General features: G+C 70.0%; 15 protein-coding genes and 1 tRNA gene. 8 read left to right on the top strand and 8 right to left on the bottom strand.

Translation table 11 applies throughout. From position 1 onward, the window contains the following. The first annotated feature begins 11 nt into the window (after positions 1-11). Positions 12-866, top strand: coding sequence for an alpha/beta hydrolase (locus AS97_RS18480; protein WP_210565296.1), 855 nt, complete (start codon positions 12-14; stop codon positions 864-866). Positions 867-899: 33 nt separating this feature from the next. Then, complete coding sequence (locus tag AS97_RS18475; RefSeq protein WP_059142024.1) at positions 900-1,118, top strand: DUF2277 domain-containing protein; 219 nt, start codon at positions 900-902, stop codon at positions 1,116-1,118. A 46-nt stretch (positions 1,119-1,164) separates the two neighbouring features. Here the strand turns inward: AS97_RS18475 and AS97_RS18470 are convergent. From AS97_RS18470 to ehuB, 6 genes are all read right to left on the bottom strand, one after another. Then, positions 1,165-1,238, bottom strand: a tRNA-Lys gene (locus tag AS97_RS18470). 144 nt (positions 1,239-1,382) lie between these two features. After that, positions 1,383-2,144 carry an IclR family transcriptional regulator C-terminal domain-containing protein gene (locus AS97_RS18465; protein ID WP_059142025.1) on the bottom strand — a complete coding sequence of 254 codons (762 nt, stop codon included), beginning with the start codon at positions 2,142-2,144 and terminating at the stop codon, positions 1,383-1,385. Positions 2,145-2,344: 200 nt separating this feature from the next. Then, positions 2,345-3,115: an ectoine/hydroxyectoine ABC transporter ATP-binding protein EhuA gene (gene ehuA, locus AS97_RS18460; protein WP_059142026.1), complete on the bottom strand. Its 771-nt coding sequence runs from the start codon at positions 3,113-3,115 to the stop codon at positions 2,345-2,347. Between the two features lie 22 nt (positions 3,116-3,137). Further along, positions 3,138-3,788 carry an ectoine/hydroxyectoine ABC transporter permease subunit EhuD gene (gene ehuD, locus AS97_RS18455; RefSeq protein WP_059142027.1) on the bottom strand — a complete coding sequence of 217 codons (651 nt, stop codon included), beginning with the start codon at positions 3,786-3,788 and terminating at the stop codon, positions 3,138-3,140. After that, positions 3,785-4,534, bottom strand: coding sequence for an ectoine/hydroxyectoine ABC transporter permease subunit EhuC (gene ehuC, locus AS97_RS18450; protein ID WP_059142028.1), 750 nt, complete (start codon positions 4,532-4,534; stop codon positions 3,785-3,787). Before ehuC ends, ehuD begins: the two co-directional genes overlap by 4 nt. Then, a complete protein-coding gene (gene ehuB / locus AS97_RS18445; protein WP_247204412.1) occupies positions 4,531-5,406 on the bottom strand; it encodes an ectoine/hydroxyectoine ABC transporter substrate-binding protein EhuB in 876 nt (291 codons plus the stop codon). The genes ehuC and ehuB overlap by 4 nt, the downstream gene beginning before the upstream one ends. Before the next feature lie 169 nt (positions 5,407-5,575). Here ehuB and AS97_RS18440 point away from each other — a divergent pair, with 169 nt between their 5' ends. Further along, positions 5,576-6,085, top strand: coding sequence for a DUF3830 family protein (locus AS97_RS18440; RefSeq protein ID WP_059142030.1), 510 nt, complete (start codon positions 5,576-5,578; stop codon positions 6,083-6,085). Between the two features lie 173 nt (positions 6,086-6,258). Here the strand turns inward: AS97_RS18440 and AS97_RS18435 are convergent, their stop codons facing one another. Next, on the bottom strand, positions 6,259-7,674 hold the full coding sequence (locus tag AS97_RS18435; protein ID WP_210565294.1) for an amidase: 1,416 nt from the start codon (positions 7,672-7,674) through the stop codon (positions 6,259-6,261). A gap of 25 nt (positions 7,675-7,699) precedes the next feature. Then, positions 7,700-8,647: a D-2-hydroxyacid dehydrogenase gene (locus tag AS97_RS18430; RefSeq protein WP_059142032.1), complete on the bottom strand. Its 948-nt coding sequence runs from the start codon at positions 8,645-8,647 to the stop codon at positions 7,700-7,702. A gap of 208 nt (positions 8,648-8,855) precedes the next feature. Between AS97_RS18430 and AS97_RS18425 the strand changes: the two genes are divergently transcribed. The 5 genes from AS97_RS18425 (at position 8,856) to AS97_RS18405 (ending at position 15,480) form a co-directional block, all read left to right on the top strand. After that, positions 8,856-9,842 (top strand): decarboxylase, encoded by a 987-nt coding sequence (locus tag AS97_RS18425; RefSeq protein ID WP_059142033.1) that lies wholly within the window; start codon positions 8,856-8,858, stop codon positions 9,840-9,842. Between the two features lie 246 nt (positions 9,843-10,088). Continuing rightward, positions 10,089-10,844, top strand: a complete 756-nt coding sequence (locus AS97_RS18420) for an aspartate/glutamate racemase family protein (RefSeq protein WP_059142034.1) — start codon at positions 10,089-10,091, stop codon at positions 10,842-10,844. Positions 10,845-10,983: 139 nt separating this feature from the next. Further along, on the top strand, positions 10,984-12,231 hold the full coding sequence (locus tag AS97_RS18415; protein WP_059142035.1) for an EfeM/EfeO family lipoprotein: 1,248 nt from the start codon (positions 10,984-10,986) through the stop codon (positions 12,229-12,231). Then, positions 12,228-13,448: an iron uptake transporter deferrochelatase/peroxidase subunit gene (gene efeB, locus AS97_RS18410; protein ID WP_210565293.1), complete on the top strand. Its 1,221-nt coding sequence runs from the start codon at positions 12,228-12,230 to the stop codon at positions 13,446-13,448. Before AS97_RS18415 ends, efeB begins: the two co-directional genes overlap by 4 nt. Before the next feature lie 157 nt (positions 13,449-13,605). Beyond that, positions 13,606-15,480, top strand: a complete 1,875-nt coding sequence (locus AS97_RS18405) for an alkaline phosphatase family protein (protein WP_210565292.1) — start codon at positions 13,606-13,608, stop codon at positions 15,478-15,480. Positions 15,481-15,529: the final 49 nt, after the last annotated feature.

Genomic DNA, 15,529 nt, shown 5'->3' with positions numbered 1-15,529 from the left:
CAGTCGGCGCCATGCCGCATCTCGAGGTGGAACTCTCGGCGGGCACCGTCGAGTACGAGGACACGGGAGGCGAGGGGCCCGTCGCGGTCCTGTTGCACGGGGTCGCCATGAACGGCTCGCTGTGGCGCGATGTGGTCGCCGAGCTGGGCCCCGACATCCGCTGTGTCGTCCCCACCCTCCCCCTGGGCGGACACCGCCGCGCGATGCGGCCCGACGCGGATCTGTCGGTGCTCGGGGTGGCCCGGCTGGTCGCCGAGTTCCTGGAACGGCTCGACCTTACGGACGTCACGCTGGCCATGAACGACTGGGGCGGGGCCCAGGCGCTGATCGCCGACGGCCGCGCCCGGCGCATCGGCCGACTGGTGATCACCTCCTGCGAGGCGTTCGAGAACTTCCCGCCCGGGCTGCCCGGCCGGAATCTGGTGATGGCCGCGAAGCTGCCCGGCGGGCTCAACGTCGCCTTCAAGCTGCTGAAGATGGAGCCCCTGCGGCGGCTTCCGATCACCTGGGGGTGGATGACCAAGCGCCCAGTGGACCGGAAGGTGATGGATGCCTGGTTCCAGCCGCTGTGGACTTCCCCGGAGATCCGCCGTGACCTGCGGAAATACGTTCTCGGGGTGCCACCGGTGGAGGAGCTGCTCCGCTGGGCCGACGCGCTGCGCACCTTCGACCGCCCCGCCCTGGTGGCCTGGGCCTCCGAGGACCGTGTCATGCCCCCCGAGCACGGCCTGCGCCTGGCCGGTCTGCTTCCGCACGGCAGCCTGGTGGAGATCCCCGACAGCTACACCCTGATCCCCGCGGACCAGCCGGGGCCGCTGGCCGACCTGATCCGCGCGTTCGTCCTGGGCGGCGCGCCCACGGCCTAGGGACTGTCGGACCCCCGGCGTACCGTCGTCAGTATGTGCAGATCCATCAAGACACTCCGCCCGCCGTACGCCGAAGCGGTCACCGAGGACGATATGCGCGCCGCGGCGCTGCAGTACGTCCGCAAGATCTCCGGCTTCCGCCGGCCGGCCGCGCATAACGCGGAGGCGTTCGACAAGGCCGTCGAGGCGATTGCCGCCGCCACGGGCGAGCTGCTGGACTCGCTCGAGGTGCGGGGCGGGGCGGCACGCTGAATGGCCCGGGGCTCTTGAGCACCCGGGCCATCCGCTTGATCAGTTGTGCGCCGCCAGGGACTCGAACCCCGGACCCGCTGATTAAGAGTCAGCTGCTCTAACCAACTGAGCTAGCGGCGCCTGCTGACGAAGTAAATACTACCTGGTCCGGGAGGGTGGTTTTGACCATCGCCTTCCGGGGCATAGCGGGGCCCTCCGAGCGGCTGGGGCTCCTTCGGGGGCGGCCGGGGCTCCCTCCGGGGCGGCTGGGGCCGGGGGCCCGGCTCAGATGGAGAGGGAGAGCAGCATCGGGGCCGCCTCACGGTTGAGGGCGTCGGCGGCTTGGCGCAGCCGGTGGGCATGGGCAAGGGGGAGCGAGAGGGCCAGACAGCCCACCGAGCGGCCGGCGCTGACCGGGACCGCCGCACAGACCGTGCCGATCGCGTATTCCTGCAGGTCGAGCACGGGCACGGTGGCGGGCTGGCTGTCCAGCTTGCGGAACAGCGCCTTCTCGTTGGTGGTGGTCCGGGAGGTGAGCCGCACCGTCTTGTGGCGGGCGAGGTGATCGCGTCGGCTGTCGTGGTCGAGCTGGGTGAGCAGGCATTTGCCGAGCGCCATCGCATGGGCGGCGGAGCGGAAGTCCACCCACTCGTTGACCTTGGGCGTCCGCGGTCCGTCCGCATACTGCGTGATCTTGATTTCGCCGTCCACATAGCGGCTGAGATAGACCGCCGCGCCCACCGAGTCGCGCAGCGCGGTGAGGGAGCGCTGGAGCTTGTCCTGGACGGCGTGGCCGCGGCCGGGGCCGGCGGAGCCCAGCAGGGCCAGGGAGATTCCGCCGGCATAGGCGCCGTCGGCGATCTGCTCCACATAGCCCTCGCGGCGCAGCATCAGCAGCAGATCGGCGAGCTGGTGGGCCGGCAGCCGGGTCTCCCGGGCGATCATGATGTCGCTGACGCCGGACGAGTGTTTGGCGACGACCTCCAGGATCCGGAGGGCGTGCCGCACCGAGTGGAACGGCGCGGTCGGCTCGGGCCTGAGCGCCACGGTCTCCCCCCTCGCAGGTTGGCGTGGCTTTGTATCACGATAACCGCCAAGGGGCTTATCCGGATCGGCTGTTGAGGATATTGCCGGGGCGCTACAGCCCGGTCAGCAGGGGCGTATTTCTGTGGCATATGACATAGGCATGCCCCCGCAAGCGGCTCGCGGGGGCAGTGCCGGTCGTGGCCCGGCCAGGGCCGGGCGATCTAGAGAACCGCGCTCAGGAACTCCCTCGTCCGCTCGTGCTCCGGCTCGGTGAAGATCTTCTCCGGCGGCCCGGACTCGATCACCCGGCCCGCGTCGAACATCAGCACATCGTCGGAGATATCCCGGGCGAAGTTCATCTCATGCGTCACGCACAGCATGGTGATGTCCGTCGTATGAGCGATGTCGCGCAGCACATCCAGCACCCCGGCCACCAGCTCCGGGTCCAGCGCCGAGGTCACCTCGTCCAGCAGCATCACCTGCGGCCGCATCGCCAGCGCCCGGGCGATCGCCACCCGCTGCTGCTGCCCGCCGGAGAGCTGCGTCGGGTACGCGTCGCACTTGTCGCCGAGCCCGACCAGGTCGAGCAGCTCCCGGGCGCGGGTCTCGGCCTCGTCCTTGCTCAGGCCGAGCACATGCACCGGGGCCTCGGTGATGTTCCGCAGCACCCGCATATTGGGGAAGAGGTTGAACTGCTGGAAGACCATCCCGATCTTCTTGCGCACCTCACGGGTGTGCTTCTCGCCCGCCGGGACCAGCGAGCCGCCTCTGTCCTCATGCGTGAGGTAGTCGCCGTCGACCTTGATCGTGCCCTCGTCCGGCTTGATCAGCGTCATCAGCAGCCGCAGGATCGTGGTCTTGCCCGATCCCGAGGGGCCGATCAGGGTGACGTGCTTGCCGGAGGACACCGAGAAGTCGAGGTTGTCCAGGACCGTATTGCTGCCGAAGCGCTTGGTCACCTGGTCGAAGCGGATCAGTTCACTGCCGTCCACGGCAGGATTCGTGTGGTCGGTTTCAGTGGCCAAGACGACGCTCCAGGGCTCGCATCAGAAGGGAAGCCGGATAGGCGATGACGATGAAGGCGATGCCGACCATCGTGTAGGGCTCGATGTACTGGAAGGACGACGCGCCTTCCGCGCGCGCCTTCTGCAGCATGTCGACGACGCCGATCAGCGCGAGCATCGGGGAGTCCTTCAGCATCGCGATGACGTAGTTGCCCAGGGCGGGCACCACCCGGCGGATGGCCTGCGGCAGGATCACCGCGGTCCAGGTACGGCCGCGGGAGAGGCTGAGCGCGGTCGCCGCCTCCCACTGCCCCTTGGGCACACCGTCGATACCGGCCCGGTAGACCTCGGCGGTGTACGTCGAGTAGTGCAGGCCGAGCGCGATCACGCCGGTGGTGAGCGCCGAGAACTTGATGTCCCAGGTCGGCAGCACGTAGTAGAAGAAGAAGAGCTGGACCAGCAGCGGGGTGTTGCGGGTGAACTCCACGACCGCCGCCACCGGCCAGCGCACGAAGCGGGTCGGCGAGCGGAAGGCCATCGCCCACACCAGGCCGAGCGCGAACGCCAGGATCGAGCCCAGCGCGGTCGCCTCCAGGGTGATCAGCAGTCCGCGGCCCAGCTCGGGGAGGAAGTCCTTGGCCACATCCCAGTTCCAGGTCACTGGGCACCTCCGGTGATGATGTTGGACGACTGCTCGGACTCCTGGCGCGCGGACAGCTTCCGGGTGACCAGCGGGCCCTTGCCGGACTTCACCGGAGCCTGGCCGATGCCCGCCTTGGCGCGCCGTTCCAGCAGCCGCATCAGCCGGGTGAGGACGAAGGCCAACACGAAGTAGAGGACCAGGATGATCGCGTAGATCTCCAGGCTGTCGCCGGTCGCCAGCCGCGAGAGCTGGGCGGCGAAGGTGATGTCGGCGACGCTCACCGCGGAGACCAGGGCGGTCGCCTTCAACAGCTCGATCAGCAGATTGTTGAAGGGCGGGATCATCTCCGGGATCGCCTGCGGCAGGATCACCCGGCGCATTCGCTGCGCGGGGGTGAAGCTGAGTGCGATGGCCGCCTCACGCTGCGCCGGGGCCACCGAGGCAATCGCGCCGCGCACGATCTCCGAGCCGTACGCCCCGTAGGTGAGGCCCAGCGCCAGCACCGCCGCCCACATCGACACCAGTTGGTACCCGAAGGCCAGTGGCATCACGAAGAACAGCCAGAACATCAGCACCAGGGCCGAGGTGCCGCGGAAGATCTCCACATAGAAGCCGGTCAGAAAGCGGACGATCCACAGCCGGGAGGTGCGGGCGATCCCGATGCCGAACGCCACGGCGGCCGCGAAGACCGCGCTGAACAGGGTGAGCTGAATGGTGATCCAGACGCCCGGAAGAAGCCAGTTTTCCCACAGTCCGGCCGTCATGAGCACAGCTCCTTGGCGGTCAGATCGGTCATCTCTTCCTTGGTGAAGCCGAAGGGCCGCACGATGCGCAACAGCTCGCCGCTCTTCTTCATCTTGTGCAACTCGACATTGAAGGCGTCCCGGAGCTTGGTCTCCTCCGGCCGGAAGGCGAAGCCGCCGGCACCGATGTCCGGTTTGCCGTCGACGTACGCCTGGAACGGCTCGGTGGCCTCGGCCCGCTGGCTGTTCCGCTGCTTCACCACGTTGTGGACGGTCACGGTCGTGCCCGCGAAGACATCGGCCCGGCCCTGTTCCACGGCCAGCAGCCCGGCGAGCTGGTCGGGGAGGATCAGCATGTCGCTCTGCTTGATCCCGACGGCCTCCGCGTAGCCGATCTCGGCATATGCGGTACCGGTGGCCATTTTGGCCTTCTGCTTGACGATGTCCTCGTAGTTGTGGAGGTTCTTGGGGTTTCCCTTGCGCACGATGAACGCGTCACGCATGCGGTAGTCGGGGTCGGAGAAGATCACCTGGGCGCAGCGGTCCGGGTTGATGTACATCCCCGCCGAGACCACGTCGAACTGCTGCGAGCGAAGTCCCGGGATGAGTGAGCCGAACTCGGTCGGCACCGGCTGGACCTTGGGCACCCCCAGCCGCTTGAAGATAACCTTCGCGATCTCCGGCGCCTCGCCGGTGAACTCACCGTTTTTGTCGATATAGCCGAATGGGATCTCCCCCGCTATTCCCAGTCGGACCGTGCCTTGCGACCGCAGTCGCTCCAGCACATTGCCCCCGTCCTCGGCGCCGGAGCCGGACACCCGGCTGCAGCCGGCCGCGCCCAGCAGACCCAGGGCCGCGCCGCCGGCGAGAAGAGAGCGGCGACTGGGTCCCATTTTCGCTATTTCTCTGCTATCGGTGTCTTTCTCACGTGGTGGAGCCATGGGCGCGCGGCTACCCGACTCCAGCAAATGTATGCAGGCTGTTTCCGGCCCTTGATATAGCCGATGCCTGGGTAGGCCCCCTACGGCAGGACTGGTTCCGAAGCGACCTGGAGGAAAGTCGATGGTTGACCGAGCCGACCGGTTCATCGAGGTCTCGCTCGAGAAGCGCGGGGTGAGCTGCACGGCCAAGCTCCTCGACGAGCGTGCGCCGATCACCTGCGAGGCGGTGTGGAACGCACTACCGCTGGGGGGTGACGTATATCACGCGAAGTACGCGCGCAATGAGATCTATGCGCTGCTGCCCCCCTTCGCTCCCGAGGAGCCGCCCCTGGAGAACCCGACGATCACCCCGATCCCCGGTGACCTGTGTTACTTCACCTTCACGGACACCCAGCTCGGGACCAAGTCGTACGGATACGAGACCGACGCCAAGCATCAGGGACGGCAGCAGGTCGTCGACCTGGCACTCTTCTACGAGCGGAACAACCTGCTGATCAACGGTGACGCGGGCTGGGTGCCCGGGATCGTCTGGGGCTCGGTGGTCGACGGCCTCGACCGGATGGCCGACGCCTGCCAGGACCTGTGGCGCGCCGGGGCCCTGGGGGAGACCCTCAGCTTCCGCAGGGCGTAGACCTCGGCTTCCGCCGGGCGTAGTTCGCGGCTTCCGCCGGGCGGGGGCCGTCGGTTTCCGCCGGGCGGAGAGCTTCGGCTTTCGCCGGTGGCGGCCCTCGGCTTCCGCTCGGCGTAGCGCACGGACCGGGCCGGGGCGGCTCCGCCCCGGCCCGGCCGCGCGAGTCAGGCGCCTCAGGCCGCCGTGGGGCGCACCGTGCCCGCCAGCCCGGCCTCGAACAGCGCATGCGCCGCCCGCAGCACCAGCGTGTCCGCGTGGCGCGCGCCCACCAGCTGCACCCCGATCGGCAGACCCGCGCCACTGAGGCCGCACGGCACCGACGCCGCGGGCTGCTGGGTCAGGTTGAACGGGTAGGTGAACGGCGTCCAGCCCGTCCACCTGGTGTGCTCCGAGCCCTTGGGCACCTCGACCCCCGCCTCGAACGCGGTGATCGGCAGCGTCGGGGTGACCAGCAGGTCGTACGCGGAGTGGAACCGTCCCATCGCATGGCCGAGGGCCATCCGCACATCCACGGCCGCCAGATAGTCCAGCGCGCTGTACGACGCCCCTTGGGCGCAGATCTCGCGCAGCCCCGGATCCAGCAGCTCCCAGTCCTCCGCCCCCAGCGGCTGCACCACCCGGGCCGCGCCGCTGAACCACAGCGTGTGGAACGCCTCCACCGGATCCTCGAACCCCGGGTCGATCTCCTCGACCACGGCGCCCAGCTCCGCCAGCAGATCCACCGCCCGCCGCACCGCCGCGGCCACCTCCGGGTCGACCACGGCCGCACCGCCGAGCGAGGGGCTGTAGGCCACCCGCAGCCCGTCCACCCCGCCTCCGCCGGGGGCGAGCGCCTCCTGGAAGCCGCCCCCGGAGGGCGCCAGCTGGGACCAGTCGCGCCAGTCCGGACCGGAGATCACATCCATCAGCAGCGCCGCGTCCGCCGCGTCCCGGGTCATCGGCCCCACATGGGCCAGGGTGCCGAAGGCGCTCGCCGGATAGAGCGGAACCCGCCCATAGGTGGGTTTCAGCGCGAAGATGCCGCAGAAGGACGCCGGGATACGGACCGAACCCCCGCCGTCCGTCCCCAGGCTCAGCGGACCCGCGCCCAGCGCGACCGCGGCCGCGCTGCCGCCACTGGAGCCGCCCGCGGTCCGCTGGGGATCGTACGGATTGCCGGTGACCCCGTAGACCGGGCTGTCGGTGACACCCTTCCAGCCGAACTCCGGGGTCGTCGTCTTTCCCACGAACACCGCGCCGTGCTCGCGCAGCCGCGCCACCGAGGGCGCGTCCTCGTCCCACGCCTGGCCCTCGGGCCGTACGGTCCGCGAACCGCGCAGCGTGGGCGCGCCGCGCAGCAGCAGGATGTCCTTCACCGACACCGGAACCCCGTCCACCAGGCCCGCGGGGGTCCCGCGCCGCCACCGCTCGGCGGACTCCTCCGCCTGCCGCAGCGCGCCCTCGGCGTCCACCCGGCTGAAGGCGTTCACCTCCGGCTGTATCTGCTCGATCCGGTGGAGGACGGCACGGGTCGCCTCGACCGGGGAGAGCTCGCCGGAGGCATAGAGCTCGATGAGTTGAACGGCTGTCAGGTTGTGAATGTCCGTCATCCGGCTCTCCGTTCAGGTCCTGCGATCAGTCCACCGGTACGTACCCGAGGCGTTTGTCGACGACGTTGAGCAGTGGCTCGCCCGCGCACCAGCGCTCGTAGTTGTCCTGGAACTGGTCGGCCAGATGGTCGCGCCACCCGACCGTGTCGCCGCTCATATGGGGCGAGATGAACAGCCCCGGCACGTCCCACAGGGGATCGTCCGAGGCCAGCGGCTCGTGTTCGAAGACATCCAGAGCCGCGCCGCCGATCCGGCGGGCCACCAGGGCCGCCGTAAGGTCCTTCTCGACGACCAGGGGGCCGCGGCCGACGTTGATGAACCGGGCGGTGGACTTCATCCGATCGAAGATCGTCCGGTCGAACATGCCGCGGGTGGCGTCGGTGAGCGGCGCCGCGCACACCACCCAGTCGGCCGAGGGAAGCAGCTCGGGCAGCTCGTCGCCGCCGCGCACGCCCGGCCGCGCGGTGCGGCCGACCAGGTCGACCACCACGCCGAGCGAGGCCAGGGTGGAGTCGATCGCCCGGCCGATGGGGCCCGCGCCCACGACCACGGCGCGCGTACCGGCCAGCCGCATCGTCTCCCGGTGCTGCCAGCGGCGCTGCCGCTGCAGCTCCCAGGTGCCGTGGAAGTCCTTGGCCATGGAGATCACCAGGCCGGCCACATACTCGGCGATCGGCTGCTCGAAGACCCCTCGGGCATTGGTCAACACCGTGTCGGACGTGACGAGTTCGGGGCAGAGCAGCCGGTCGACCCCCGCGCTCGCGGTATGGACCCAGGCCGGCCGGTGGCCCTCACCGGGCCAGGCGTCGCGGACCGCGTCGGAGGTGAAGTCCCAGACCAGGAGCACATCCGCGGCAGGGAGTGCCTGGGGGAGCGAATTCTCGTCGCAGACAAGTACCTTCGCCCGGTCGGCCACCCGGTCCAGGTGGACCGGCGGCTGGTCGCCGAAGACGACAACTGTGCTTTCGGACATAGGCGGGAAACCGTTTCGAAACGTGGATGGGTTTGCCTGAAGAAGGAGGGGGCAGGCGCCTCAGTTTGAGGATTGACCACGCTAGGCAGCGGAAACTACCGTCGTCAACAACGGCATCTGTCCCGGCGTCCCCGGCAGTAGGCCGGTCTCTCTCCATCGCAACCTCTGGCCAATGGTCCAGTCCCTCCGTTCCGTATTGGGGCTCGCTTTGGACGTCTCTTTTCTGGGTGGCCCGCAGCCGCAGCGCGGCGTGGGCGTGGTGGCACCGTTCGACTTCGCACTCGATCGTGAACTATGGCGCTGGGTACCCGATGAGGTCTCCCTGCACCTCACCCGTACCCCGTTCGTACCCGTCGAGGTCAGCCTCGACCTGGCCCGGCTCGTGAGCGAACACGAGACCTTGCACGACGCCGTGCAGGCGCTGGCGGCCGTCGCACCGGAAGTGGTGGCGTACGCCTGCACCTCGGGCAGCTTCGTCGGCGGTGTGGCCGGTGAGCGCGCGATGTGCGCGGCCATGTCCCAGGCGGGTGAGATCCCGTCGCTGACCACCTCGGGCGCGCTGCTGGAGGCGCTGCGGGAGATCGGCGCCCGGCGGATCGCGGTGGTGACGCCGTACACCCGGTCGGTCACCGACTCGCTCGAGGAGTATCTCGCCGAGGGCGGGATGACCGTCACCGGACGGGCGTACCTCGGCCTGACCCGGCACATCTGGAAGGTGCCGTACCGCGACGTGGTCGACATGGCCCGGCAGGCGGTGGTCGGGGCGACCGACGCGCTCTTCATCAGCTGCACCAATCTGCCGACCTACGACGTGATTCCGCAGCTGGAGGCGGAGCTGCGGATGCCCGTGCTGTCAGCGAACCAGGTCACGATGTGGGCGGCGCTGCGGGCGATCGGCGCCGAGGCCGTCGGGCCGTACCAGGCGCTGATGGACCCGCTCGCCCGGTCCGGTCCGGCGGGGATGTCGGTGTCGCCGATGAGCCGCCCGCTCCCGGTGACGGATCCCGTCGTCGAATCGGTGATCGAGGCCGTGGAAGCGGTCGAGGCCGCCGTGGACGAGCCGGAGGCGGCGCTGGCCGGGGCGGCGTCGCCCGGGCTGGACGGCGATCCGGCCGACGGGCTCGACCCGGGCTTCGGAACCGGTCTCGGCGAGGGGCCCTACCTCGACGATTCGGGCGGCCCGTCGTCGGTGTGACGGCCGGTCCGTCGCCGGTGTGGCGGCCGGTCCGTCGCCGGTGTGGCGGGCCGGTCTGCCGACAGACCGAGGGGCCGATCCGTCGCCGGTGTGGCGGGCAGGTCTGTCGCCGGTGCGGAGGCAGGCCCGTCACCTGCGCGAGGGGAGTTGTCCGGCGGGTGGGAACCCGCCGGGCCTTCGCGGTGTAGGAGAAGTAAGAGCAGTGCAGGGGCGGCGCTCGCGGGGGCCGCCAGTAAGGAGGCAGTCATGGTGGACTCGACGCGCCCGGCCCCGGACACGGTCGGCTTTCTCTACCCCGGATACTCCGCCGAGGACGAATACCCCCGCCTGGAAGGCATGCTCGGCGGCGACAGCGGCGATGTCCGGCTTCCCCTCGTCCATACCGACATCGGGGAGGACGCCCACCGGGTGGACGCCCTGCTGGAGATGGGTTCCGCGGCCCGCCTCGCGGCCGGGGTCGCCGAGCTCGCCGAGCGCGGGGCCCGGGCCGTGGTCTGGGCCTGCACCAGCGCCAGCTTCGTCTTCGGCTGGGAGGGCGCCCATGAGCAGGTGCGCGAGCTGGGCGAGACGGCTGGATTGCCCGCCTCCAGCACCTCCTTCGCCTTCGCCCACGCGGTGCAGGCGCTCGGCGCCGAGCGGGTGGCCATCGCCGCCACCTATCCGGAGGATGTCGCCGACTACTTCAGGGCATTTTTGAAGGCGGCGGGCGCCGAGGTGGTCTCGATGCGCGGCAGCGGGATCATCACGGCCGCGGAGGTCGGCACCTGGGGCCGGGAAGAGGTGCTGGAGCTGGCCCGCGCCGGTGACCACCCCGAGGCCCAGGCGGTGCTCCTTCCGGACACCGCCCTGCACACCGCCGCCTGGATTCCGGATCTGGAGGCGGAGCTGGGCAAGCCGGTGCTCACGGCCAACCAGGTCACGGTCTGGGAGGGGCTGCGGCTGCTGGGCCGCGATCCGGTCCATGACCGGCTGGGCACGCTCTTCGCCCGGAGCGGCGGATAGCGGCGGCCGGCCCGGCCGAGGAGGGGCACGGCACGGTGGCCGAGGGGCTGGTGACGGGGAGCTGAATCCCCACGGAATTCCATGGCGCTCTTTCGCCATCAGGGCATTCCGCTTATCGGACTGCGCCTAGCATGCAGCCGTGCGTCGCCAACATCTCTCCCCGGTCCCGCCGGCTCGTTATCTGCTGGTCGCCGGTGCGGTGACAGTGGCCGCGGCCGTCGGAATCGGCGTGCTGGCGGTCGGCGGGGACTCCCCGGACGGCCCTGGTGCGAACCCCTCCGCGAGCGGAAGCGTGCCCGCGAAGGCATCGGACGGGCTCCGGCACACCTCCGTCGAGGTGTCCGAGGGCGGCTGCGGCCGTGGCTGGACCGCCCCCACCCGTGGCAAGCAGGTCTTCGATCTGCGGAACACCTCCAGCAGACCGGCCGAGGTCTATCTCACCGATCCGGCGAACGGCGCCGTCTACGGAGAGGTGGAGGGCCTGGGCCCCGGCACCAGCAGACCGCTGAGCGTCACGCTCGGCGGCGGCTCCTACGCCTTCGTCTGCCTGCCCGACGACGTGGACGCGGTCACCGGACCCACCGTCACCGTCCCCGGACCGGCGCGGGGCGGTGGACCGGCCGCGGTTCCGGTCGGCCAGCAGGATCTGATTCCGCCGACCATCGCCTACCAGAAGTGGGTGACGGGCCGGATGGACGAGCTGGTGCGGCGCACGGACGCGCTGCGCTCGGCCATCCGCTGCGGTGATCTGGCCACGGCCCGTGCGGCCTGGCTGCCCGCCCATCTGGTGTACGAGCGGATGGGCGCCGCCTATGGTGCCTTCGGCGACGCCGACGGGGCCATCAACGGCACCACGGCGGGGCTGTCCGGCGGGGTCCATGACCCGGACTTCACCGGATTCCACCGCCTCGAGTACGGCCTGTGGCACGGCCAGTCCGCCAGCTCCCTGCGCCCGGTCGCCGACCGGCTCGTCAAGGACGTCCGAGGGCTGCGGGACGACTGGCCGCAGGAGCGGATGGACCCGGCCGACCTGGGCCTGCGGGCGCACGAAATCATGGAGAACACCGTGCAGTTCGAGCTGACCGGCCGCACCGACTACGGCAGCGGCACCAATCTGGCCACCGCGCGGGCCAACCTCGACGGCACCCGAGCCGTGCTGACCCGGCTGGAGCCGCTGCTGAAGCCCCGTGCCCCGTGGCTGCCCGAGCTGAAGAGCGATCTGGACCGCACCGAGCGGACCCTGGAGCGCTCGCACCACGGGGGCCGCTGGACCCCGCTGGACCGGCTGAGCCGCACCGGCCGCCAGCGGCTCAACGCGGACGCGGGCGCGCTGGTGGAGCGGCTGGCGCAGGTGGCGGCGCTGATGGATGTGCGGAGGACCCGGTGAGCGAGGTGCTGCGCAGGGGTCTTCTGCTGGGCGCGGCCGCGGGCACGGTCGGCGCCGTGGCGGGTTTGGCCGGGGGCACGGCGGCCGCGAAGGAGGAGGGGCGGGAGAAGAAGCCCACCCGCGTCCCCTTCCACGGCGCCCATCAGGCCGGCATCCTCACCCCGCCCCAGCGGGCCACCGCGCTCATCGCCTTCGACGCCATGGCCGAGGGGCGCAAGGAGCTGGCCGACGCCTTCCGGACGCTCACCGAGCGGTGCCGCTTCCTCACCACCGGAGGCACCCCCGACCCGGTCGGGATCACCGCGCCGCCCGCCGACTCCGGCACCCTGGGTTCCCAGGTGGCCGCCGACCGGCTGACCGCGACGGTCGGCGTGGGCGCCTCGCTCTTCGACGAGCGGTACGGGCTGCGGGGCCGCAGGCCCCGGCGGCTGACCGCGATGCGGTCCTTCCCCGACGACGATCTCGACCCCGACTGGTGCCATGGCGATCTGAGTCTCCAGCTGTGCGCCGACAGCACGGACGCGGTGCTGCACGCGCTGCGCGACATCGCCCGCCACACCCGGGGCGCGCTGCAGATCCGCTGGCGCGTCGACGGCTTCGTCAGCCCGCCGCGCCCGTCCGGCACCCCGCGCAACCACATGGGGTTCAAGGACGGCACCGCCAATCCGGACACCGATGACGCCCGTGCGATGGACCGTCTGGTGTGGGTGGGCGCCCACTCCGCGGAGCCGGCCTGGACGACCGGCGGCAGCTATCAGGTGGTCCGGCTGATCCGGATGCTGGTGGAGTTCTGGGACCGGGTGTCGATCAGCGAGCAGGAGCGCATGGTCGGCCGCAACCGGGACTCGGGCGCCCCGCTGGACGGTCAGCACGAGTTCGACACCCCGCGCTACGCACAGGACCCCAAGGGCGACATCATCCCGCTGGACAGCCATATCCGGATGGCCAATCCGCGCACCGCCCGGACCGAGGACCAGCGCATACTCCGCCGTGCCTACAACTACGACCGCGGCATGGACGCCAACGGCAACTTGGACATGGGGCTGCTGTTCTGCTGCTATCAGCAGGATCTCGTGCGTCAGTTCGAGACTGTGCAGAAGCGCCTGGCGGGGGAGCCGCTGGTGGACTACGTCACCCCCTTCGGCGGCGGCTATTTCTTCGCGCTCCCCGGTGTGAGGGACCGCTCCGACTGGCTGGGACGGACCCTTCTGTCCTGACACCGCCCCACCATCCGGTCAAGAACACCTCAAGAGTTCCTTGGATTCTCCTGACCCTCTATTCACTCGGCCGCCTCCATGGATTCCATCGGAGAGTCCTGCCCGCGGCACAGGATCAGACGCAGGCGTGACTCGTGAATCATGTGGAGGCATGGGAATGGGCGGCACGGCAGGATCCGAAGGCGGCCGACGGCGTGGCCGGGTAGCGCGCTGGGGTGCCCTGGCCGGCGCCGCGGCCCTGGCGACCGTGGGCGGGGTGGCCCCCGCATGGGCCGCACCCTCGAAGGGCCGCGACACCGCGACCCCGGTGAAGCATGTGGTGGTGATCTTCGACGAGAACATCTCGTTCGACCACTACTTCGGCACGTATCCGAAGGCGGCCAACACGGACGGCACGAAGTTCACGCCGTCCACGCACACGCCCAAGAACATCGACACCCTGGCGCACGCCGGGCTGCTGGAGAAGAACCCCAATCTCTACCAGCCCAAGCGGCTGCGCAGTGACCAGGCCATGACCTGCGACCAGAACCACTCCTACGGCCCCGAGCAGTACGCGGCCAATGGTGGCAAGGCCGATAAGTTCGTGGAGAACACCGAGGTCAGCAAGTGCACCGGGCTGTTCGGCGAGCCCGGTCTGGTGATGGACTACTTCGACGGCAACACCGTCACCGGCCTGTGGAACTACGCCCAGCACTACGCGATGAGCGACCGCTCCTTCAGCTCGGCCTATGGCCCCTCCACCCCCGGAGCGCTGGAGCTGGTCTCGGGCCAGACCCATGGGGTGATCTCCACCGACCCCAAGTCCTCCACCGAGAATCCGAAGCAGACCGACAAGCCGGACGCGTACACGGTGGCCTCGCCGGACGCCAAGGGCGTCGGCACGATGATCAACGACCCGGACCCGGCCTTCGACGACTGCTCCAACAAGGACCACACCAGTGGCAACGCCCTGGCCCTGATGAAGGGTCGGAACGTTGGCGATCTGCTCACCGCCAAGGGTGTGAGCTGGGGCTGGTTCCAGGGCGGCTTCCGCCCCAGCACCGCCTGGGACGGTGAGCAGGACCACTACGCCAAGTGCTCCGGCACCACCCACAAGAACGTCGGCGGCGCGGCCTCGGTGGACTACAGCCCGCACCATGCGCCGTTCCAGTACTACAAGTCCACGGCCAACCCGCATCACCTCCCGCCGAAGAACGTCCAGGAGATCGGGCACAGCGGCCGGGCCAACCACAACTACGACCTCACCGACTTCGACGCGGCGCTCAAGACGGGCCATCTGCCGTCCGTCAGCTTCCTGAAGGCCGCCCAGTACCAGGACGGCCACGCCGGCTACTCCGACCCGGTCGATGAGCAGCACTTCCTGGTCAAGCAGATCAACGCGATCCAGAAGTCGCCGCAGTGGAAGGACACCGCGATCGTCGTCGCGTACGACGACAGCGACGGCTGGTACGACCACGCCTACGCCAAGCCCCGCAACGGGTCGACCGACAAGACCACGGGTTCGGGCGGCAAGGCGACCGACAGCCCCGCCTGCCAGTCTGCCCCGAAGCCCGCGGGCGGCTACCAGGACCGCTGTGGCCCCGGCCCCCGGCAGCCGCTGCTGGTGATCTCGCCCTTCAGCAAGTCCGACAAGGTCGACCACACCCAGACCGAGCAGACCTCGATCACCCGCTTCATCGAGGACAACTGGCACACCGGCCGGATCGGTGACGCCTCCTTCGACCGCCGGGCGAACACCCTCTCCGGGCTCTTCGACTTCCGTCACCCCAACAACACCCAGGTGCTGCTGAAGTCCGACGGCTCGGTCGCGTCGGTGCACAAGGCCGGTCACTACACGACCTCCGCCCTGGCAGACCACGCCCCGATCGTGAACGCCGCGGCCGCCAACGCCCTGACCACCCGGCGTCTCGCCGATGACCGGGGCGCCTCCGTCGCTCTGCCCATCGGCCTCACGGCGGGTGTGCTGGTGCTCGGCGGCGCCGGTACGGCGCTGGCCCTCCACCGTCGCCGTACCGTGCGGACCGCGGGCTAGGCCCGTCCGCGCGAGCACGGCACACCGCCGTCGGGTCCGCCGCCACACC

This window comes from Streptomyces sp. AgN23 (assembly GCF_001598115.1).
Classification (GTDB): domain Bacteria; phylum Actinomycetota; class Actinomycetes; order Streptomycetales; family Streptomycetaceae; genus Streptomyces; species Streptomyces antimycoticus.
This window is presented reverse-complemented; position numbering and strand designations above follow the sequence as displayed.

Excerpts from the sequence above, each read along its gene's own strand:
- AS97_RS18440 (WP_059142030.1), top strand. The coding sequence starts at position 5,576 with ATGGTTGACCGAGCCGACCGGTTCATCGAGGTCTCGCTCGAGAAGCGC.
- AS97_RS18430 (WP_059142032.1), bottom strand. The coding sequence starts at position 8,647 with ATGTCCGAAAGCACAGTTGTCGTCTTCGGCGACCAGCCGCCGGTCCAC.
- AS97_RS18405 (WP_210565292.1), top strand. The coding sequence starts at position 13,606 with ATGGGCGGCACGGCAGGATCCGAAGGCGGCCGACGGCGTGGCCGGGTA.
- AS97_RS18435 (WP_210565294.1), bottom strand. The coding sequence starts at position 7,674 with ATGACGGACATTCACAACCTGACAGCCGTTCAACTCATCGAGCTCTAT.
- AS97_RS18475 (WP_059142024.1), top strand. The coding sequence starts at position 900 with ATGTGCAGATCCATCAAGACACTCCGCCCGCCGTACGCCGAAGCGGTC.
- AS97_RS18480 (WP_210565296.1), top strand. The coding sequence starts at position 12 with ATGCCGCATCTCGAGGTGGAACTCTCGGCGGGCACCGTCGAGTACGAG.
- ehuC (WP_059142028.1), bottom strand. The coding sequence starts at position 4,534 with ATGACGGCCGGACTGTGGGAAAACTGGCTTCTTCCGGGCGTCTGGATC.
- AS97_RS18420 (WP_059142034.1), top strand. The coding sequence starts at position 10,089 with ATGGTGGACTCGACGCGCCCGGCCCCGGACACGGTCGGCTTTCTCTAC.
- ehuB (WP_247204412.1), bottom strand. The coding sequence starts at position 5,406 with ATGGGACCCAGTCGCCGCTCTCTTCTCGCCGGCGGCGCGGCCCTGGGT.